Genomic DNA, 23289 nt, shown 5'->3' with positions numbered 1-23289 from the left:
GTAAATTTAAGATTGTTTCCCACCCGTAAACTTACGGGTGGTTGTTTTAGTTGATTAAGGATTTTGATCTCCAGGAGATAAATCCGGATTATTTTGAATTTCATTCAATGGAATTCTGAATAAGGTTTCAGGGCTATTCCATTGGATATTTTGGACTGATGACCTATCAAATGAATTGTAAACTGTTGATGGATAAACAGATTTAACGGTTTCATTATAAGCACCCATTCTTTTCCAGTTGAAGAAACGTTCTCCTTCTCCTACTAATTCTAATGCTCTATCATGTGCAACAATTTCAATCATTTGTTGTGCTGATGGAGAAGAAGACACAGGAGATGCATCACGGTTTGTTCTAAGGAAATTAATATCTGGTAAAGCACCGTTTACTTGACCATTTAAAGCTCTGATTTCTGCTCTCATTAATACTAGCTCATCTAAACGAATGATTGGCCAGTTGGTAGTAGAACCTAGATCTAAAGAGAATTTATTAAAAATGTAAACAGTATCAGAAATTTCACCTGTTTCAGGATCTTCTAATTCTACTTCTCTAGTAAACTTACTTAATCTAAAGTATTCGTCATTTTTAACTAAACCATTCTCATCTAAGTAGTTACTCATAAATGATTTTGTAAGAAAAATTGCTGATACCTCACCATCGGTAATTTGATCTACATTAAACATCATGTTATAAGGTTCAGAAACTGTATAATTTGCTGTTAACGGTCTTAACTTAGAGGCATCTTGAACTCCAGAAGTACTGAACAATGTTTCTGCATCCAATGTTGTTGTCATAGTCATGTTTGCTGATGGAGCAATAGCTTCATCAAACAATACTTGACCAGGTTGAAAACCAATTAACTTTGTTAGCAATTCTTCAGCTTCCGTCATTTTATTCATTTGGAAAAGAACTCTTGCTTTCAATGCTAAAACATCAAATTTATTTGCTCTTATTCTATAAGCTGGGAAGTTTTGGTGTAGAGAACTTTCAAACTTTACAGGAATAGCTTCTGCAGCAGCGTCCAAATCATTTAAAATAAATTGGTAACACTCTTGTACAGTACTTCTACCACCGCCATTAAAATCTGTAGCAGGTTTATCTTTAAGAATAATACCCGGATCATTTAAAGTTGCAGTAGAGTATTGAACTCCATAGTATCTTAAAAGAAGGAATGAATTAGATGCTCTTAAAAAGAATGCTTCTCCTCTAAGACGACCTCTTTGAGTTGTGAATAGAGGATCAATTCCTTGTTCAGATTCAGTGACTGCAAGAACAATATTTGCTTGATTTATAGACTTATAAGCATTAGACCATAAACCATCATTTTTAAATTCTGCTCTAATGTATTCATACTTGTTCTTATAAGAACCTAATTTAGTACCATCAATTTTTGCCGCAGTGTAATCAGCAATTACGTTAGCATCTGCTAAGTGGTTAGAATTATAGGCTTGTGCCCAAAATTTATACCCTTCATTAATCACTAACTCAATATTGTACGTAGACTCGTCTACTTCACTACCTGGAAATTCATCCGTTGGCCCTACATCCTCAAATTTCACACAAGAAAAGAAGAGTAATTGCCCGATCACTACTATTAGTGATAATTTTGTTGCAATATTTAATTTTATATTCATCATCTCCCTATTCTAAAAAGTTAAGTTTATGCCTGCTTTAAGTTGCATTGCCTGAGGAGGGTTACCTTTTACTACACCAGGTGCAATGTTCGCCTCAGTTGGTGAGAAGTTACCCAATGAATTAGATGCTTCTGGATCCCAACCTGGGTATTTTGTAAATGTGATAAGGTTGGTACCCGACACATAAAAACGAAGATTATTTAATTTCAACTTCTCAGTAACTGATTTTGGTAAGGTATATGCCAACGTCACGTTTTTCAATCTGATAAATGAACCATCATACAAGAATCTTGTTGATCTAGAACCTTGGAATGGATCTCGTTTACCAAATGGATGATCATAAATTACTCTAGGTACATCTGTTTGATCACCCGGCTGTTGCCATCTTTCATCATACATTTGTTGAGGTACGTTTGTAAGTGCGTTACCAGATCTCATATAGGCCATCAAGTTCATCTCATCATCATAAATCCAGTTTCCTTGACGGAATGTAAACATAAAGCTGAATGAGATTCCTTTATAATTGAAGCGGTTTGTAATACCACCAGTGAAGTTTGGAAGACCTGTTTTTCCTTCAATAGGCTGAATTAAGCTTTCCATTTCAGAAGTAGTTGGTCTTGCTGGATCTTCAAACTGATAAGGCTTACCTGTTTCAGGATCTTCATACATTTCGTAACCTGTCTGAGGATCAACCCCCATATACTTCACCATTTGGTATGAGGCTACAGAACCACCAATTACTGGTAAGGCTAAACCATTCGATTGTTCTAATACTGATGGATCTACCGCTAACTCTAACACTTCGTTTTCTAGGTAAGCAACATTGGCCGTTAAGCTCCAATTAAATGCTTTCTTCTTAAACATGTTGAATGTTAGTGATGTCTCCACCCCTTTATTTCTAATTGCTCCAGAGTTAGTGATAAACTGTCCACCACCTTGTGAAGGAGGAAGGAATAATTTAGCCAATAGATCTCTGTTTGTTTTATCATAGTAAGCTACTTCACCCGTAATTGCACCATCGAATAATTCGAAATTGGCTCCAATATCTAAAGAGTAAGCTCTTTCCCATCCGATATTATCTGTAGAACCAGTCAATCTCAATGGAGAAATACCTGGGTAGTTACCATATGATTGGCTATTGAATACCCAATTGGCAAAAGCGGCAGATTGATCGATTTCAGCATTACCAGAAACACCATAAGATGCTCTTAGTTTTAAGTAAGTCAATACATCTGATGACGCTAAGAAGTTTTCTTCTGAAATGTTCCAACCAACGGATGCAGAAGGGAAGATACCCCATCTATTTTTAGCACCAAATCTTGATGATCCATCGGCACGAGCACTCACCCCTAAAAGGTATTTTTGTTTGTAAGAATACTTACCTCTAAAGAAACCTGAATAAAAGATTACACCATTTTGTCCTGATCTCCATTCGATAATTTCTTGTGCATTACCTACATTCTTAATTGAGTTTGTTGGAGGGAAACCAACACCTTTCATCGAAAGGAATTTTTGTTCTTCACCAAAGCTTTCAAAACCTAACAATCCATCGAAACTGTGATCTCCAACTGTCTTATTATATTTTAAAATAGCATTGTAGTTAATGTATGTTCTAGCTTGCTTAATGTTATCTGCATAACCGAAACAATCATCACATTGTCCTTTGATTGCTACTGTAGAAATAAATGGAGAGTACCATACTTCTCTTTCATATCCTGTATATGTCATACCTACCATCGCATCCAATGTTAAATCATTTGATATTTTATAAGAGATATCAGCTGAATTAATTGTAGTCATTGAAGTCGACTTATGATAGAAGTATTCCTCATCTGTTGCAGGAACAATGTTATTCAATGAGGTCGGTTGGAAATAAGTACCGTCAGGATTTCTAACAGGTAATTGAGGTGTTGCGTTTCTAATAAAGTTCAAACCTGTTGGGTTGTTCCAATATTGGAATACTCCACCACTTTGGCCTTGTACATTAAGGAAGTAGATGTTAGTAGGATACTGAGAGTTATCTACTGTACTAATGTTTGTGTTAATACCAATTTTTAGTTTATCACTTACATCAAACTTAAAGTTACCTGCGAAAGACAGACGCTCATTGTCGTTGGCATTTAAAATACCTTCTGTTTTAGCATAAGTACCATTCACACGGTAAGTCATCCCTTCATTACCTCCAGAAACTGCAACCGAAGCATTCATTGATTGTCCCTGACGGTAAGCTAAATCATATTTATCAATATCCGTAGATCTAGCAACATCGTCAGTATACCAAGGCGTTGAAGCTGAAGTTGTATAAGGTAGGATTCTTTTATCTTCAGGAGTACCTGCATTATCCCAACCTTCTTCCACATAATTCAACCAATCATTTGTTCTTAAATGTTTTAACTTTTTAGTTGGTCTATTTATACCTTGAGAGTAATTCACTTCCCAAGTAGCTTTACCCTTTGCACCTTGCTTAGTCTTAACGATAATTACACCATTCGCACCACGTGAACCATAAATTGAGGTAGCTTCTGCATCCTTCAATACTGTTACACTTTCAATATCTTCTGGGTTGATATTTGTCATGGGGTTATAAGAGGTACCAAAATTACCTGTACCATCTGTAGGATACGAAGTAAAAGGAATACCATTAATTACATATAAAGGAGAAGAGTTACTTGAAAGAGAACCCGTACCTCTTACTCTAATATTTACTGCTCCACCTACAGAACCACTTGCGTTAGTCACATCCAAACCAGGAGACATACCTTGTAAACCTTCTTGGAATGAGTTCTGAACAGATTCTTGCAATTGATCTGAATCAATAGTTTGATAACTACCTGTACTCATTTTCTTAGATTCTGTAGCGTAACCTGTAATTACTACCGCTTCTAATTCTTGTAGATCTTCATCTAATGCAATACTAATATTTGATCTTCCTGAGATGCTAACCTCTTTAGTAGTAAAGCCAGTTGATCTGAAAATTAAAATTGCATTATTCTTATCCCCAATCGTAATTTTAAAATTACCATCAAAGTCCGTTACTGCACCATTATTATTAGGTGAGTTTTTTTCCAAAACGTAACCACCAATAACTGGCGCACCGTCTGTTGCTGAAGTCACCTTACCAGAAATGATTTCTTGTGCATACACTAGGTTTGCACTAAAAATAAAACTGAGTAAAATGAAAATTTTTGTTCTTAAAAAAAGTTTATCACGATTCATAAAGCTTGCCTTTATTCTTGAAGAGTTCTTTAATTCGCTTAGAAAAAATTCTTATAACAATATTCGCTGATTTTACCCTTAAAAGTCTTTTCATTTATAAAATTGAAGCTAAAAGTGTACTTATAACGCAAATTTCGATGTTTTACAATTATTTCCTTTTTCTGTGGATTTTCAAATAATTGCTTTTTAAAGACTTTTAGAGCTGTTTTTTAGTATTAATGGTAGACACAAATATTCTATAAGAGCACAATTGGTTCTTACCTACCACAAAAAGTTTTTAATAAAAAATTGAAGAATTAAAGAAATCACTTAGTTATATACAAAAGTTTAAATACTTAATTTTTAAATAATTATCACTGGTCAAATACAAAGAATAGTCGAGTCACATCATTATAAAATGATATAAAATCAATATATAAAAAATACTCCTTAAAGAAAGAAGATAATTGTAATATTTTAGCTGAAATAGCGGAATGTTGATCTACCTAGTCGGTCTGCTTATTTCAATTAAATCCAATAAATCTTTTCTAAAAAGAGTATTTTATATAAAGTTCACCTCGTAAACTTAGAGAATTATGATTGCACTTTATCAAGATTACTTTTCATTACCGTACTTTTTGTGCCTCTAAACACAATCAAAAAAATTATTAAATATGTCGGTATCCTATAACTTTCAATTTTCAAAAAGTAAGTACTCATCAATAGCCTTAATATAAATGCAATTTTAGTAGTTAAAATGTAAAACTATTTACGTAAAAACTGACTATTCTTTGTTGATCCACCAAGGTGCTGTAAACATCCAAATAGATGTACCAACCAGTATAGTATTTTTATAATTTTCTATATTCATTTCACCTAAGAATACCAAAATACATGGCACCAAAGTAACCGCTAAACCAAAATACGATAGCGGCTTTAATAAATGCTTAGTTAAGTTCATTGACTGATAAATTTTCAAGTTCAACATCTTTATCATCCGCTTTTGATTGAATCAATTTAGCGGTAATGATATACGTTATAAATCCTAGTAGCCAACCCGGAATAGCTGCAAAAAAGTAGAAATCTAAATCAAATCCTTTGTAAAATAAATAAGAACCTAAAATGGATAAACCCCATGATAATAGTACGGAATAATTTAACCACGATTTTTTCTTCTCAGCATAATTTGATATTAATCCTATCTTAGGAAAAATAAAGATATCAGCTAAAACAATAGATCCAATTGGTGCCGCACATAATGCATAAACCCCTAAAAACTGATCTAATTTGGATACAAAAGCGGGAGAACAAGCAAGTACAGTAGTCACACACCCTACAATTAAAGTTATTTTCCATCTTTTTAATTTTGGAAATAAACCTTGTACTGCTAGTCCTGATCTATAAATAGTTGGATTGGCGGTTGTCCATCCCGCAATCACCACACATAATAATCCTGCATATCCTGCTCCCATAAAAGCAATTTGCCCCGGAGAAGGATTCGATTCACCCATCTGAAGGGCTACTGCACATAAAATACCTGACGCTAACCAAGCCATAAAATGACCGATAAACATACCAAAAGCAGAAGCTATACCGTAAGAAGCTTTCTTGGCATATCTATAAATTGACATATCTGATAAACCTAAATGCATGGCACTATTACATAACCAAGCAAAAATCATAATATGCCAAAAAGTATATTTTGTTTGGCCATCAATTGGAACACCTGTCCAGATTTTTTCTTCTGCTACTGTAAAAAAGTCAGATATTGAAGTAACACCTAACTGAGGGAGCATGGCTACACCTGCTGAGAAAAATATGATAGGCATCCATGGAGCAAAAATATTAGCAAACTTAGATACTTTATCAAATCCAAATGTTGCTACAACTGTAATTACTGCGCCTATGGCAAAGATAATTCCCACCCACAAAGGACTTGTTGGATAAAGATCATTTAAACCTGGACCTTTAATATCCAACATAATCCCAACTGCAGATGCTGAAACACCTATCATGGCCGAAGCCGTCACACAAAACAAAAGTCCGTTAACACTATTATATAACGTAACGATACCTTTTCCACTAATTCTTTCTAATTGGTAAAAAATTGTTGTTCTAGTTTTTACTGCAGCTGGTGCACAAAATAGTACCCAACTTAATGTAGCTAGTAAGTTTCCTATTAATAATCCCCAAAAAACATCCATAGCAGCCGCACCATGTAAAACAAACAGCGGTCCTATTACAAATTCAGTTCCTGCTATATGTTCTCCAGATACCATTCCTACAAAGCTTTTAAAGCCTTTTACTTCAGATTTTGGGACAGGTTCTCTCTCGTATTCATTTACGCTTTCGACCTGTTCCGCAAATAGTTTCTTTAATTGCATAATATCTATGTATAATTTCCTATTCTCAAAAGTATTTTAATTTGTGTCAAAAAGACTCTTATTTAGAAATACCAAAGAAAATTGCGTGTTCTAACTCATCTATTTTTCTTTTTATTCAAAAATTAATAGTTTTTATACTATTGATAACCAATCACTTGCCCACCTCAAACACAACCTGATTTCTAGTCTTTCATTCTTTAGAAAGTAGAAAATCCTTCGCTTTTATATGTGTTTCTTCCCTTATTTAAGGTAGGCTTTGGACTAGTTTAAGACAGAAATGATGATTTTTAGGATCTTTATTTTAAATCATAACATGCCATTTCATCAGTTAATATTCATTGGAAATTAACAAGTGACTTGGAAAATAGTATTCTAAATTGTGAAGAGATAGTTCTTCATTTATAGCCTGTCATAAAGACCTTCATTAAAAAGAAATTTAATATCATACTTTAAAAAGATAGCCACTACCCTTTAGGATAGTGGCTAAATTAAATAAAACACAAAGTGTATTATCTAACAAACTGACTTACTTAATTATGAGTTTTATGCTTTTGATACCGTTTCTTAAATAGTATACACCTTTTGGTAAATCACTTACTTGGATACTATTTGATTCGATATTTTTAATCATTTTTACAACCTGACCTACTGAATTAAAGATCATTATTTCTTGTGAAGCATCTAGGTTTTTCACGTTTATAATATCTGTAGCAGGGTTTGGATATACTAATAGTGCAGATGATGATAAACCATTTTCGATTGAAGTTGGTCGATCTTCTTCATAAGTTGCTGTAATTGTTATATCCATATTCGGCATTGTCACAACAGCACTATTTGATGTAGCATCATCTAAGTATTGAACATCACCAGTCCAAGCTGAGAACTTAAAGCCTTTTTCTGCCTCATCAGCAGTAATAGTGATTGTTTCTCCTTCTTCAAAAGATCCAGAACCATCTCCATTTTCTACTGTTAATGTAAATGTTTCTACTCCGACCATTTTGTAAGTTGCAGTTACAGCAACAGTAGCACCTGGCATTGTTACATTTGTAGTTGCAGACATTGCATCTTCTAATGCCGCTACATCACCTGTCCACTGGTTAAAGATGTAACCTTCCATTGCAGCGTTAGCCGTAATTTCTACTACTTCTCCTTCCTTATAGTTACCTGAGCCTGTTCCTTCTGATACCGTTAGTGTATAAGTATCTTCTGGAGCCATTTTATAGGTTGCAGTTACAGATACTGCCGCAGAAGGCATTGTTACTTTTGTAGTTGCAGCCATTGCATCTTCTAATGCTGCTACATCACCTGTCCACTGGTCAAAGATATAACCTTCCATTGCAGCATTTGCTGTAACTTCAACCATTTCTCCTTCCTCATATTCACCAGATCCTGTTCCTTCTGATACCGTTAGCGTATAAGTTGCTACATCTGTGAATGTTGCAGTTATTGCTATAGCCTGAGCAGGCATAGTTAAAGTAGTTTCTGCACTTTTCGGATTAATTAGATGTGATACATCACCAGTCCATTCAACAAATCGTTTACCACTAGTTACATTCGCTTTTACCATTACTTCAGAACCTTCAAAGTAATCTCCAGACCCTGTACCTTCATTTACTGTTAGAGTAAACGATTCAGTATCATCTTCGATATAATTTGCCTTTAATTCGATATTTCTACCAGGCATCGTTAATGATGTAGTCGCTTTATTAGCGTCTTCTAAATATCCAATAGCGCCTGTCCAGTTTTTGAAAATATAACCTGCTTGAGGTGCATCAGCTACAATTTCAATACCAGCTCCTGCTTTGTAAAAACCTGAACCACTACCATTTACAACTTTTAGTTCTTTGTCTAATGGTTGACCTAACCAACGGATGTTATCAATATTAATATCACCGTAATCACTATTATTTAAACCAGTAGAAACCAAACGTATTTTCACATTACCTTCATACGTTAAATCTTGAAGATAAATAGTTTCTCTGTTCTTACCAATTTGCCATTCTCCTTGTAACTCATCATTTATCCAGATTTCTAATCCGCCTAAATCCTTGTTATTTTTCACATCTACAGAGAATGTCGTAATACCGCCACCAACTGTACCTTCGAAACTTGGTGCAGGATTAGTGCCTGGCTTTCTCATCTTTATGTTACTACCATCCATTGTATTGATGCCTTTACAAGATGAATAAGACCAAGTTACACCACCGTCTCCAACATAATCGCCAGTTCCCCAAGCTTCAGCAAATGTAGGGAAGAAGTTAAATGTTTCATGACCACCAGCTGTTAAACCTGCTTGTGCTACAGTCACAATTTTATTCTCACAACCTGCAATAGTGATTATTGCTGTTCTAACATCAGAAGTATTATTGGCTTCCATTGTCACTGTAATCGTATTATCTTCTAATACTACATCAACAAAAGATTTATCTACATGTACTTCATAGGCTGATGAAGCAGTAATATCGACTGTTTGAACTCCTCCCTCCGAAGTAAAGTTTAGAACTTTTTCAGAAACAGAAATATCACACGTTTCATCCTTTACAGGAATTTTTCTTCTCCAAGGACCTGTACCAGCAGTAGCCGTATAATAATACGCTTCACCATTCTCCATTAATATTTTTGTATTGTTACTAACGGAATGAACAATAGCAGTATTATTAGCTACACCCAATGTCCAGTCAGACCACTCGATAGATCCATCAGTTTTAATTTCTCCAATAAATGATCCTAAACCTCTTTTATGATTATCTACTGAAGTATTAATAATGATATAATCACCATAAGCCGCTAAACCAGACATGTTGATTGGCTTACCAGGAATCACCCATTTCTCAGGGCGCAACACTAATGATTCTGCAGCATCGAAACCAGTATTTTCCCAATTGCTTTCTGTATTCCATCCATCATCTTGGATGTTTTTGTTGATGTAAACTGCAGTATTACCACCAATTGTTGTCGCAGCTACTAACCAAGATGTTCCTTCACCTCTGTCCCAGATAAACATATCTTTAGAACTCGATAATCCATTTGATGATGTCCAAACATAAGACTGATCAGCTTGTCTTACTCCTCTGAAAATAATACCTTTTGCATTATTTGTATTCGATCTACCGTAAATAACATCTGAGTTATTTGGATCTACCCAAACATCTCTAATATCTAAATCATCATAATCACCAGAAGTAATTTTCACCCAATCTTCAGTACCATTATACACATTCACAATATTATTTGCCATGTAGATACCACCTGGGTTAGAACTTCCACCTCTTAAACCTACAAAGATTCTTTCTGGGTTAGATGGGTCTTCTGATATTACTCTAAAATTTCTAGAAGGTAAACCTTGTGTTTCTCCGTTATTATTCGGTTCAAAACCACCAATTAATTTCCAATCCGATTTAGTACCAATATCTGTTAAGTCTAGTTCTTTTGCATATAATCCACCTACCGTTTGTTGTGGTGCTCCAAAACCTTTTCTAGCATCCATTAATACTAATTCAGGTGTTGTATTCGTCACAAAAACTGACATTACATTCGTAATACCTTGAGGTCCTTCTTCTGGAGTCCATGAGTAACCATAATCCAAACTTTGTAGAAGACCATGATCTGCATTACCTTGAACCATGTAGTTTTCATAACTGTATACATCATAAGCATATGGAGAGGCAAAACCTCTTGAATGTGCCATTGTATGTTTACTAGCATTAGGAACAATTTCTCCGTATACTTCCCACCAGCTACCTGCTGAACAAGGGAATCCGCTGTTTTCTGGATTACCAAGAAAAACATTCATACCACCCATAGAAATCACATAAGGATCTTCCCATGATGCTGGAGAATAATCGTAAGCTCTAACAATAAATGCTCTGTTTTCCCAACCTACTTCAAAAGAGTAACAGTTACCATTTGATCCCGCTGTTGGTTTTTCGATAATTTGATTCCAAGCATAATCAACTAAATCGTTGTTGTCATCAAAATTTAAAGTACATTCGAAAAGACCTACTCTGTTGGCATTATCATTCCAAACTGTACCAATCAATATTTTATTTTCGTTAGCAGGAGACTTAGGATCCACTTTAGGATTAAACCATTCTGCAGTTTCCACCATGTCGTCCATGATTTTCACCCATTCACCTAAATCACCATTCTCTTGCACTTTGGCATAATAAACAGCCCATCTTTTATCTTCATATTTATCACCACCTTGAGTTTGGTAAGTAGCATAAGCATGTAAACCATCAGGTGATAATTCAATACCTCTAGATCCACCGTCAGGTCTTTTGTTTACGTTTACAGCATCACCTGCTCCATCTAAAGCATCTGTAGGTTTCGAAACTATAGTAAATGTTTCTCCATTATCCTTTGAGATATACACACCAGAAGCCGCACTTAAATAGATGTAACCTGTAACAGGGTGAATTTCTACACCAAATACATGACGGTATCCCTCAGTAGCTTCATAAATTACTTTTTTCCAAGTAACACCAGCATCTTGAGATAAATAAATCTCTCTAACTCCATTAAATTTTCCTGAAGCAATATTTTGAAGTGGATCACAAATAGCTGCTTGCCCTTTTTGTGGATCCTTGTTTTGCCAACCCGGAGCAAGAACAACAGTATTAAAATCTCTTGATACAGCAATAGAAGAAATAGCATCTCCTCTTGTGATGTAGATCATGTTCCAAGATACTTCATGAAAGTTTGCTGCGTTCGCATTTTCAGAATATGATGCACCATAAAGTCCACCTTGATACATTCTAGAACCACCAATTTCTTGTTCCACGGTAAAAGACATACCGTGCGATAAATCTCTACTTACATATTGCCAAGATTGACCGAAGTCATCCGAACGATATATACCTTCCATATCACTAGAAAACCAAATACGGCCTTCTACATTTCTATCAAAATAAAGGTCTTGAATTTGACCTCCACCACCTGGGTTTAAACTTTCCCAAGCATTTTCTTGCCCCCAAGTACCTGGCTGGGCTTGTGCTGTCATAAAACTGACGCACGTCAATAATAAGCTTAATAGTTGAAGTAATTTTTTCATCATCAAAGTCATATCAATGTTTAGTCCTAAGATTTCTGGTTGCTGTTTGAAAAAAATATCAAACGATAAAAAAATAGGGAAATAGTTTCACCAAGAGTTTTTTAGTTACAACATCACAATTCTAAAAATTTCCTCTCCATTAATACTTCCAATTTGCAATTTAGCAGTAATTCAAAAGACTTTTGATTATCATTAAAAGTTCAATATCAACTACTTACAAGTCTGAATTAATCTATTTCATTTTCTTAGAATTTATAGAAATAAAGAGTTTTCAACCCTTCTTTTTGAAGTAGATATCCCTTAAACATAAAAAAGGGTAGACATTGTGCCTACCCTTCTTGTTTATTTTTTCAATCGTATGACTTCATCGTTCACTCTCAGAATATAAATCCCTTTCGGTAAATGATTTAACTCTAAGGTTTCTCTTTGCCTGTAGTCTTTTTGATAAACTACCTTACCTGTCATAGAATAAATGGTCACTAAACCACTTTCAATTCCACTCAGCTTTAGTTGAGTATCAAAAGGATTAGGGAAGGCAATTACTTTCTTTTCCGTTATTTGATTTGAAAGCAATTGTCTCGCAGATGAACCGACATTCCATTCTATATCATCCAATTGAACATCCGCATTATTATAACCTGTAAATTCTAAAACTACCACACCATTTAGATCGATATTATCAATGTTAAATGTGTTTGTTCCTGAATTAGCTGGTATTTCAAAGTTGCCAATAACAGTACCATTAGCTTTTACTATCACACCACTTGTATTTGCCGTTCCCGTTGGTGCAGCTTTAAATGTAAGGCTAAATAATCCGTTAATTGATGTTGATAAACTACCACCACCATTATTGTCCAACTTCACTGTATTTCCATTGATCGTTTGTGTTCTTTTGATCACACTATAATTCCAAACTTGATCATCGTTCCCTACAAATGAACCTGTAGACCAACTATTTAATGTTTCTAGAAGATCAAAGTTTTCCAATCCACTTTCTGATGAAGGAATCAGTTTATAAGTGGCTGTTATTTGTGCTCCATTTCCTGGCATAGTGTATTGCGTTGAAGCACTAAATTTATCACTTAGATTACTCACTCCTCCAGTCCATTGATCAAATTCATACCCTGCCTCAGGTGAGTTTGCTGTAACTGATATCACTTCACCTTCAGCATAAGCACCACTACCCGATCCACTGTTTACTATCAATTGATAAAGTGCAACCGAAGAGTTATCTGTCCAAGAAATGTCGTCAAGTTGAACATCAGAATTATTAAATCCTTTAAACGTTAGTGTTGTCGAACCTGATTCATCTAAACCGTCTATTGTAAACTCCTGAGGAACAGCTCCTTTTTCAATCGAAAATTGTTCTACCAATTGATTATTGATATACACTTCCGCACCACTTGGAGCACCCGTTCCTGTTGGTGATGCCCAGAAAGATAATGAAGTAATTCCGTTTGGTAAATCTACAGATAGACTACCATCAGCACTATTGTCTAGTTTAATCGTATTCCCATTAATCGTAGATGTTCTTTTTACCTGAGTATACGACCATGTTAGATTATAATTACCTACAAAACTACCATCTGCCCACTGATTTTCTGTTGGCATATTGTCAAGGTTTTCCATAAATGATTCTCCATTTGGAGGAGTTACAGATGTACCGTTTTGAGATACAGTTACGCTAACATTTTTACATCCGCTGATAGAAACTACCGCAGAACGTGCTTGAGACGATGTATTTGCTGTTGCTGTTACAGTTATTTGATTATTATTGATGGCAAGTGATAACCAATTTTGGTCTGCTGAAGCACTCCAACTGTCTGAGCTACTTACTGTGATTGTTTCGCTTCCTCCGTTCTCAGTAATTGATAATGAAGATGGATTAACTGAAAGTTGACACGTTGGTGGAGTTACTTCTGAAGCAATTTGTCTCCTCCATGGCCCTGTTCCTGCTAAGGCTACATAATAGAATGGTGTTCCATTTTCTACCTTAATTTTTGCTTGTAGGGAAATAGGGTTTTCAATATCTCTATCGTTTGATGATGCTCTTGTCCAATCACTCCAATCAACAGAGCCATCAGATTGAATCACTCCAATAAAAGCTCCATTCCCTTTTTTATGATTACTCACTTCTGAAGTAGCTACAATACGATCATCATAAGCAGCTAAACCTCCGATGGAGATAGGTTCGTTAGGTTCTACCCATTTCTCAGGTCTAATTGATAACGTTTTAGCAACATCAAGTCCTGTAAACACCCAATTTGATGGATCATTCCAATCATTATCTCTAGGTGATTTAAGAATATGAACTCCATAAATTGAATTGATTTCTCCAGCGGCAACTACCCAAGTTGCACCTTCTTTCTCCCAAACATATAAATCCGAAGTATTTTTACTTTCCGTTTTCATGTCTGTCCAAGTATATGATCCATCCGATTGGCGTACACCTCTGTAAAGTGTTCCTGATGAACCTGAACCAGACGAGCGAACATAAATGTAATTGCTGTTATTAGGATCTACCCATAGATCTCTAAAATCTCGGTACCCCATACTTGTTTCTGAAATTTTCCTCCAAGTACCAGTACCATTATACACTGCAACAATATCATCGGTGACATAAACTCCACCTTCGATATCAGAACCTCCCCAATTCTTTCCTCTCATGGTCACATAAACCCTCTTTACGTTATTCGGATCGTTAGTCATCGATCTGAAATTTCTAGAAGGTAAACCATTGGTTGTACCCGAATTATTTGGCGAGAAGCCTCCTATCAATTTCCAATCTTCTTTATTACCAATTCTGTCTGTTTCGATAGGTTTAGCATAAATAGCTCCCACAGTTTGAGAAGGTGCACCATATCCTTTTCTTGCATCAATAAGTACTAAAGCTGGATTGGTAGGGATAGTTAATACCGACATAGAGTTCGTAATTCCTTGAGGTCCATGTTCGGCCGTCCAAGAATATCCATTATCTAAACTTTGTAATATACCATGGTCTGCACATCCTTGAATCATGTAGTTTTCATAACTGTCTACATCATAACAGTAAGGAGAAGAGAAGCCTCTTTCGTGAGACATGGCTAAACCTTCTTGATAATAAACCACCTCTCCATAGACTTCTTTCCAGCTTGAACAAGGGAAATTGGCATCGTCCACATCAGTTAAGAAGACATTCATTCCTCCCATAGATATAATTTGATGCTTATTCCAAGATGCTGGAGAGTAATCACTTGATCTTACAATGAAATCTCTTTTCTCCCAACTTGGTTCAAAGTCGAAGCAACGATTGTTTTTTGGTAGATTTAAAACTTGCTCCCAACTATGAGAAGTTATATTTCCGTTTCCATCAAAATTAACGGTAGCTTCCCACAAACCAATTCTATTTTTATTATCACTCCAAACAGTGTTCACCATTAATTTATGCTGATTGTTTGTTGATCTTGGATCTACCTTAGGATCATACCATTCGGCTGTATCTGTTAAGCCATCCATGATTTTAGTCCATCCACCAGAAATACCTGTTGCAGATGTTTTTGCCACAAAAACAGCCCATCTTCTATCGGCATAAGTAGCTCCCCCTTGTGTTTGATAGGTTGCATAAATATATTTCCCATCAGGTGATAAACCTACTCCTCTAGAACCCCCATCAGGACGTTTTGCTATAGAAATAGAATTACCTGCTGGTCCTATAGCTTCGGCAGGTGCTGTAATTTTATTAAATGATGTTCCTCCATTTGAAGAAACAAAAACACCTGCAGCTGCTCCAATATAAATATTGTCATTTGAAGGGTGAATTGCCACACCAAAAATATTACGATACCCGTCGGTATTATCATATTTTACAGTTGACCACGTTTGTCCTCGGTCTTTTGATAAATAGATGTTTCTTTCGCCATTAAACTTATCTGTTTGTAAGTTTTGAATAGGGTTGATCAAAGAACCTTGTCCTTTTTGAGGATCTTTGTTTTGCCAACCTGGCGCCAAAACTACTGTTTGATGATCCGAAGAAATAGCAATAGCGGCAATAGCATCACCTCTTGTTTCTTCAATCACTTCCCAAGATACGTCGTGGTGATTAGCTGCATTGGGATTTACACCAACATGAGCACCATACAATCCGCCTTGATACAACTTACTGCCTCCGGCTTCTTGTTCGATTACGAAAGCCATACCATGGCTTAAATCTTTAGACACATACTGCCATGATTGGCCAAAATCATCCGAACGATACACCCCTTCCATATCAGAAGAGAACCAAATTCGGCCTTCTACATTTCGATCAAAGTGAACGTCTTGGATTTGACCTCCACCACCTGGGTTTAGACTTTCCCATCGGTTTTCATTACCCCAATTAGGGTCTTGCGCTATTCCTATAAAAGGAATCAAAGTCAGAATAAATAGTATTCTGTAGCTGGTTTTGAGTAGTACTCGATTCATTTCAAAAATACTTTAGTTAGTAATTTGTTGAGGCCATTTTACGCCTCGCATAAGTAAAATTCTAGTCCCAAAGTACCTTTTGAGTTTCATTACAAGTATTCTATTTTGCAAATTAGGAGAAAAAGAAAAACACAGCACTTCATAGTTATTTGAGCGTTTTTAAATTTTTTACCTCAACATATGTTGTCGTATTTCATCATAAAGAGTGGTTTTAGTCAACATTCAATTAGATATACTTCTAAATTTTCATTCACACTGTTACTTTTCAATTTATTTTATGTTGAAAAAAATTAGAAGATATTCCCTTCAATTTCAATAAATAAGTTCTACTCTATTTTAATCAATAAAGATTTTTCTTTATTTCACACTTCAGTAAATAAAACATTATGGCAGAAAGAAGAAAAGTAAGAGAGGAAGAAATTATCTTGGCTAAACACCTCATTTCTTTAGGAGGACTTGACCCTCAATCATATCAATTAGAAGAAATGGTAGATGATTATGAAAATGCAGTAATGGGAAGTATCAACTTTACTCCCCCAGAAAAAGCAGAATACGAAGGTGATATTGTGAGAGTTATCTATAAAGACATTGATGATTTACCAGTAATAATCACTTTAACTAAAAATGTCAATAATGAAATCTTAGATATGGATTTTTGGAAAAAGGATTTCTCGAAATTACAACGTTATCCTACTCCTGAAACAGTGGCCATCTTCGATCAAGATATGATTTAATCGATATTAGGGCCTATGATATCGGTGAAATATTGAGATAAAAAAACGTTCCCCACATCGCAGGGAACGTTTTTGTTGACTATTATTATTTCTTATAACTTTGGTTGATTTCGTCCAAAAAACATCTATCACTTCTAATAGATTTTTTTATAATTAACGTAATTCCTTTATGATCTCAATTACCTCTTTCACTTTAGAAGTAATCTGACCAATATTATAATTTCCATCGTCTCCTTTTACAAATAACTGAGACCCTATACCTACACAGTGTACACCTGCTTTAATCCAAGATGTTAGATTTTCTTTTTCAGGTTTCACTCCTCCTGTAGGCATAATGCTCGACCAAGGTTGAGGGCCTTTTACTGCTTTCACAAAATCAGGTCCACCCACTTGTGCTCCAGGGAAAATTTTCACCACTTCAGCTCCTAATTCTTCAGCATAAGATATTTCTGTTAAAGAACCACATCCTGGACTCCATGATACTTTACGTCTGTTACATACCTTTGCCATATCAGCATTTAAAATTGGAGAAACAATAAAGTCCGCACCAATTTGTAAATATAAAGCAGTTGTACCTGCATCATAAATACTACCAATACCCATAGCCATTTCTGGCATTTCTATATTTCGGAATTTCACTAACTCAGCAAAAACTTCATGTGCAAAATCACCTCTATTTGTAAATTCAAATACTCTAGCACCGCCTTCATAACATGCCTTCAATACTTCTTTACAAATTTCTACATCTTGATGATAGAATACAGGAACCATCCCTACTTCCTTCATCTTTAAGGCTACTTCAATTCTTGAAAATTTCATGATTATCTTTGTATTTTTCCTGTTCCGTTAGTTTTAATAAAATTTTGTACTTCATCTACAGTACAAATGTTTTGATCTCCTTCTACAGTATGTTTGATAGCTGATGCTGCTACTGCAAAATCAATAGTTTCTTGAGGTCCACCTAAATTTCTTAACCCATAAATAAGAGCTGCCATAAAAGAGTCACCTCCACCAACTCTATCTATAATATGAGTTAGATCATATTGCGTAGATCGGTACACTTTTTCTCCATCATATAAAGCACCACTCCAAGTGTTATGGCTTGCAGAAATCACCCCTCTTGAAGTAAATACCACCACTTTACAATTAGGGTATTCCTTCATTATTTTATCACCTTCAATCTTAAAAAGCTCGTCTTTAATAGGTCCCGCCAATACATCTACATCAGGGTGTGTACCCGACATAACATGATTGTATTTCATTAAATCGGGCATCACTTCATCGGCTTCTTTTCCCCATTTCCATAGGTTACCTCTAAAGTTGTAGTCCATAGATATTGTCAAACCTTTCGCCGAAGCAAATTCTAAAGCTTCTTTTAAGGCTTCTGTTGCCCCTTCAGATACTGCAGGTGTAATACCTGACCAATGGAACCAATCTGCATCTTTCAAGATTTCGTCCCAATCGAACATCCCTTTTGTCAAAGTAGCCGTAGAAGAATAATTTCTATCATAGACCACTTTACTAGCACGACCAACTGCACCATTTTCATAGTAGTATAATCCCATACGATCACCACCGTATAAAATATCATCAGTGCCTACTTTAAAACTATTCAAATGTTGGATGGCACTAGTTACCATATCATTTTCTGGTACACGAGTGACATAGGATACCTTGTCTCCAAATTGTGCTAGAGACACTGCCACATTCGCTTCAGCACCCCCAAAATCAATATTTAACGACTTAGTTTGTGTTAATCTTAGATATCCAGGAGAAGATAACCTAATGAGCAATTCTCCAAAGCTTACGATTTTTTTCATGCTTAAGTAAATAAAAAATGAATGTTCTAATATCGAATTAAAACGTTTGTTAGTTCTTAAATTAAAGGTTTATACATCAAATTTGAAACGACCTGAACCATTATACCCCCAAATAAATACAATATTACCCTTTTGAAATATTATTCCGCTAAACTCATTAGCCCTCCAATATAAAATTGGTGAAAATGGTATTATCTAATGTACTTAAAACATTAATTACAAATCTCTTTTAAAGTAGCTTAAACAAGAATTTTGTGAAAGCTATTCTAAAGATTTTAAAGATGGCAGATCACTTCTTGTGATTATCCCTTTCCTAAAACAAAAGTAATTAAGAGGTCTGAGAAAGAGGAATTCTTCTACTAGATTAATACTTAACATCGTGCAATTAAATCATCAAGCTAAATATTTGACTTGTCTAGAATAAAAATAACACTAGTTACAAATAATCAATTACTTATAAACATAAAAGTCTAGAGTAAACATTGAAAAATTAGATCGACTTTTTGTTTTATAGCTTAATTTTTACATCAATTTAGCTCCTATTAAATGCCTTTTTTGATGATGGGGCAACATTTCAGAATTCATATTATGTAAAATTGGAAGTGGCTGATAGAAAGGGGAATTTGGTTTAATGGAAAGTGGTCTTTGATAAAAATAGGATATGTCCGTTTCTTTTTTTTCAATCATAAAAGGATTAATCAAAAGAATCTTAGAAGAGAATTCTTAATACAACCAATTTGCTATTTTCTATTTATATTTGATAAAACAACAAACTTAATTATGGGTAGATTACAACTTTTTGAATTTGAAGACCAACAATGGTTTCCAAAAAACATTAGAAATTATGGCACTGATTTTTTACAATTCTTGGCCAATAAAACAAAAATGTTTGCTCCTGCAATTCCACTTATAGAAGAGGTAATGCAGAAAAGTAATACTACTAAAATTATTGATTTAGCTTCTGGTGGTGGTGGTAGTTGGTTATTTTTAAATGATGAACTGAAAAAAAACACCCCTCAAGTATCTATCACTTTAACTGATTACTTCCCGAATATTCCGGCATTTAAGAGAACAGCAGACCTTGCTGATAATATTGGATACAGTACAACGCCAATAGATGCTACCAATGTTCCATCAGATATAAAAGGTTTGAGAACACAATTTCTGTCATTACATCACTTTGAGGAAAAATCGGCCACTAAAATTCTTCAAAATGCGGTAGATGCACAACAGCCCATCGCCCTTTTTGAAGGACAAGAAAGATCAATTCCTAGTGTCATCGGAATGTTATTTTCCCCGATTACTTTATGGGTGGTTACCTTATTTATTCGTCCATTTTCATTGGCTCGAATTCTATTTACGTATTTCATCCCAATTCTACCTCTATTTGTTATGTGGGATGGTATTGTGTCTGCACTACGTACTTATTCTGTTGATGAAATGAAGGCTTTAGTCGATCAGGTAGATGGAAAAGAAAACTATGAGTGGAAAATCGACAAGGTAAAGAATGGGCCAGGTGTGATGTTGTATTTGGTGGGGTGGCCTAAGAAGTAATCCTATTACTATTGATATGCCTCTCGTTTAGAAAGAGCATTAAATAATTGATCAAGGTGTAGCTCCATCCTTATATATTTTATACAAAAAACATCTTACTCTCTACATACCCAATTGGTAAAAGAGGTAAGATGTTTTTTTATCCGACTTTTTAATATTTATAACCTATTTCTTTTTAGGCCTCTTACTCATCTCAAAAATCAAAGTTCCTCCTTGGGCCAAATCATTATGATTTAAAGTATTTCCTTTCACTTCTTTCCCATTTAAAATCACTTTTTTGACATATACATTTTTAGAAGATTGGTTTTTAGCAACGATACTTAATGTTTTACCATTATCTAATTGTATGGTTGCTTCTTCCACAAGTGGAGAACCGATAGCATAATCTGCTGATCCTGGTAAAACGGGGTAGAAACCTAAACTACTAAATATATACCACGCACTCATCTGTCCTGCATCGTCATTACCACATAAGCCATCAATATCGTTAGAATACATCGTATCCAAAATCATCCTTACTCTTTCTTGGGTTTTCCAAGCATCGTTCGTCCAATTGTATAAATACGGCATATGATGTCCTGGCTCGTTGCCATGAACATAATTTCCTATAATTCCATCTCTAGTAATGTCCTCATGATGCTCGATGTATTTATCTTCAATTTCAGTAGTGAAAATTTTATCGAGATGTTGTGAAAACTGATCTTTCCCACCCATCATTTCAATCATATTTTCAACTTCATGAGGTACATACAAGCCATAGTTCCACGCATTGCCCTCAATAAAGCCCTGCCCGTGAGTATCTAAAGGATCAAAGTTATCTCTCCAAGAACCATCCGATAGTTTTGGTCGCATGTAGTTTATTTCTTTATCAAATACATTTTTATAGTACTTTGATCTTAGAGTATATTCTTCTTCGACAGCATCATCTCCATTGGCTTTTGCTAATTGAGCAATACACCAATCATTATAAGCATATTCTAATGTTTTAGAAACGGATGCATTACTTTTATCTTCAGGAACATAACCTAAATCTATGTACTCTCCGATCCCATCAAAATAACGAACCGTGGAGGTTGCTTTAGAAGCTTCTAACATTCTTTTTAAGTCTGCATCAGTTGTATTTTTAGCTACAGCATCAGCCAAAACTGTTACTGCATGATAACCCACCATACACCAATTTTCATTCGAATAATGACTCCATATAGGTAACATATGATGAATACTTTGGTCCTGATGAGCCAACATCGACTTTATCATATCATTATTCCTTTCTGGCTGAATTAAATTAAATAATGGATGAAGTGCTCTATAGGTATCCCATAATGAAAAAATGGTATAGTTTGTAAATCCATCAGAAGTATAAATATTTTGATCTAAACCTCTGTATTTTTGATCCACATCTTCATAAATCACAGGACTCAACATACTATGATACATAGCGGTATAAAATGTTTCTTTCTGTGCTTTATTAGCTACTTTTACATCAATTTTTTGAAGCTCATTATTCCATTTAATTTGTGTTGCATGTTTGACCTTATCCAATCCCCAACCGGGCACTTCAGTAGTTAAGTTTAACATAGCACCTTCTGTACTTACAGCTGATAATGCGAATTTAACATCAATGGCTTCTCCTTCTTGTACATCAAAATCAAAATAGGCTCTAAGCTGTTTGCCTGCCATTTCAGGGAAATTATGTTCTTCATCAAACTTTCTATAAAAACCATTATAATTGGGTTTATCATACTTTTTATGACCATAGTTTTTTATAGGCTTTGAAAATCGCATTGCAAAATAAACATACCTTGTTCTTGCCCATCCGTGAGTTTGTCTATACCCAACAACTGTCGAATCATTTTCTACTCTTACAAAAGACCACACATTTTTATCATCATGATTATAAATATTAGACATAAGATCTAAAATAATATGTGCTTCTTCTGTTTTATTAAAAGTATATTTATGATATCCGACACGCTCTGTAGCGGTAAGTTGAGCCTTTATATTGTAATCATCCAATACCACCTCATAATACCCCGGTGTCGCCTTTTCCGTTTCATGGCGAAAAGAAGAGTGATACCCTTTTTGTTTTTGATCTGCCGTACCAGGATCTAAGGTTAATTCTCCTGTAGTAGGCATAATTAAAAAATCACCTAAATCAGCATGACCAGTACCACTCATATGTGTATGGGCAAATCCAAAAATAGTACTATCTCCGTATTGATATCCAGCACAATACTCATAGGTCTTTTTATTGTATTGACCTTCTGCATTATACATAGGTACTTGGTTTGTTTCTGGACTAAGCTGTACCATTCCGAAAGGAGCTGTGGCTCCCGGAAAAGTATGCCCCATATTTTGAGTACCAATCAATGGATTAACAAAATCGATATAGTTTTCTATTTCTTGGGCAAACAAATAAGATGACGCCAAAAATAAGTGTATTACTAAAAATATTTTCTTCATTATAATCTATAAAT

11 protein-coding genes are annotated in these 23289 nt (G+C 35.0%); 2 read left to right on the top strand and 9 right to left on the bottom strand.

Features of this window, described 5'->3' with window-relative positions:
• Positions 1-54: 54 nt before the first annotated feature.
• The 6 genes from NH26_RS19705 to NH26_RS19685 all read right to left on the bottom strand — a co-directional run bounded on the left by NH26_RS19705 (position 55) and on the right by NH26_RS19685 (position 16704).
• Positions 55-1632 carry a RagB/SusD family nutrient uptake outer membrane protein gene (locus tag NH26_RS19705; protein ID WP_044217675.1) on the bottom strand — a complete coding sequence of 526 codons (1578 nt, stop codon included), beginning with the start codon at positions 1630-1632 and terminating at the stop codon, positions 55-57.
• A 12-nt stretch (positions 1633-1644) separates the two neighbouring features.
• Complete coding sequence (locus tag NH26_RS19700; protein ID WP_044217672.1) at positions 1645-4848, bottom strand: SusC/RagA family TonB-linked outer membrane protein; 3204 nt, start codon at positions 4846-4848, stop codon at positions 1645-1647.
• Between the two features lie 763 nt (positions 4849-5611).
• Positions 5612-5788, bottom strand: coding sequence for a hypothetical protein (locus tag NH26_RS25500; RefSeq protein ID WP_158021978.1), 177 nt, complete (start codon positions 5786-5788; stop codon positions 5612-5614).
• A complete protein-coding gene (locus tag NH26_RS19695) occupies positions 5775-7211 on the bottom strand; it encodes a purine-cytosine permease family protein (RefSeq protein WP_044217670.1) in 1437 nt (478 codons plus the stop codon). The genes NH26_RS25500 and NH26_RS19695 overlap by 14 nt, the downstream gene beginning before the upstream one ends.
• 526 nt (positions 7212-7737) lie before the next feature.
• Complete coding sequence (locus tag NH26_RS19690) at positions 7738-12213, bottom strand: InlB B-repeat-containing protein (RefSeq protein ID WP_044217667.1); 4476 nt, start codon at positions 12211-12213, stop codon at positions 7738-7740.
• A 393-nt stretch (positions 12214-12606) separates the two neighbouring features.
• Positions 12607-16704, bottom strand: coding sequence for an InlB B-repeat-containing protein (locus NH26_RS19685; RefSeq protein WP_084812283.1), 4098 nt, complete (start codon positions 16702-16704; stop codon positions 12607-12609).
• A gap of 386 nt (positions 16705-17090) precedes the next feature.
• On the opposite strand from NH26_RS19685, the gene NH26_RS19680 reads away from it, so the two are divergent.
• Positions 17091-17438, top strand: a complete 348-nt coding sequence (locus NH26_RS19680) for a DUF6984 family protein (protein WP_044217661.1) — start codon at positions 17091-17093, stop codon at positions 17436-17438.
• 153 nt (positions 17439-17591) lie between these two features.
• Here NH26_RS19680 and NH26_RS19675 read toward each other — a convergent pair whose 3' ends face one another.
• Together NH26_RS19675 and NH26_RS19670 are read right to left on the bottom strand one after the other, a co-directional pair.
• Positions 17592-18257, bottom strand: a complete 666-nt coding sequence (locus NH26_RS19675) for a bifunctional 4-hydroxy-2-oxoglutarate aldolase/2-dehydro-3-deoxy-phosphogluconate aldolase (protein ID WP_242427358.1) — start codon at positions 18255-18257, stop codon at positions 17592-17594.
• 2 nt (positions 18258-18259) lie between these two features.
• Complete coding sequence (locus tag NH26_RS19670; RefSeq protein WP_044217656.1) at positions 18260-19258, bottom strand: sugar kinase; 999 nt, start codon at positions 19256-19258, stop codon at positions 18260-18262.
• A gap of 780 nt (positions 19259-20038) precedes the next feature.
• Between NH26_RS19670 and NH26_RS19665 the strand changes: the two genes are divergently transcribed.
• The gene (locus NH26_RS19665; RefSeq protein ID WP_044217654.1) at positions 20039-20812 is read left to right on the top strand and encodes a hypothetical protein; all 774 of its coding nucleotides are present in this window, start codon (positions 20039-20041) and stop codon (positions 20810-20812) included.
• Between the two features lie 165 nt (positions 20813-20977).
• Here the strand turns inward: NH26_RS19665 and NH26_RS19660 are convergent, their stop codons facing one another.
• Positions 20978-23275, bottom strand: coding sequence for a GH92 family glycosyl hydrolase (locus NH26_RS19660; protein ID WP_044217653.1), 2298 nt, complete (start codon positions 23273-23275; stop codon positions 20978-20980).
• Between the last annotated feature and the right edge of the window lie 14 nt (positions 23276-23289).

The sequence above is a fragment of the Flammeovirga pacifica genome (genome assembly GCF_000807855.2).
GTDB lineage: Bacteria > Bacteroidota > Bacteroidia > Cytophagales > Flammeovirgaceae > Flammeovirga > Flammeovirga pacifica.
This window is presented reverse-complemented; position numbering and strand designations above follow the sequence as displayed.

Coding starts and splice junctions, on each gene's coding strand:
- NH26_RS19705 (WP_044217675.1), bottom strand. CDS start 1,632: ATGAATATAAAATTAAATATTGCAACAAAATTATCACTAATAGTAGTG.
- NH26_RS19700 (WP_044217672.1), bottom strand. CDS start 4,848: ATGAATCGTGATAAACTTTTTTTAAGAACAAAAATTTTCATTTTACTC.
- NH26_RS25500 (WP_158021978.1), bottom strand. CDS start 5,788: ATGAACTTAACTAAGCATTTATTAAAGCCGCTATCGTATTTTGGTTTA.
- NH26_RS19695 (WP_044217670.1), bottom strand. CDS start 7,211: ATGCAATTAAAGAAACTATTTGCGGAACAGGTCGAAAGCGTAAATGAA.
- NH26_RS19690 (WP_044217667.1), bottom strand. CDS start 12,213: ATGACAGCACAAGCCCAGCCAGGTACTTGGGGGCAAGAAAATGCTTGG.
- NH26_RS19685 (WP_084812283.1), bottom strand. CDS start 16,704: ATGAATCGAGTACTACTCAAAACCAGCTACAGAATACTATTTATTCTG.
- NH26_RS19680 (WP_044217661.1), top strand. CDS start 17,091: ATGGCAGAAAGAAGAAAAGTAAGAGAGGAAGAAATTATCTTGGCTAAA.
- NH26_RS19675 (WP_242427358.1), bottom strand. CDS start 18,257: ATGAAATTTTCAAGAATTGAAGTAGCCTTAAAGATGAAGGAAGTAGGG.
- NH26_RS19670 (WP_044217656.1), bottom strand. CDS start 19,258: ATGAAAAAAATCGTAAGCTTTGGAGAATTGCTCATTAGGTTATCTTCT.
- NH26_RS19665 (WP_044217654.1), top strand. CDS start 20,039: ATGGGTAGATTACAACTTTTTGAATTTGAAGACCAACAATGGTTTCCA.
- NH26_RS19660 (WP_044217653.1), bottom strand. CDS start 23,275: ATGAAGAAAATATTTTTAGTAATACACTTATTTTTGGCGTCATCTTAT.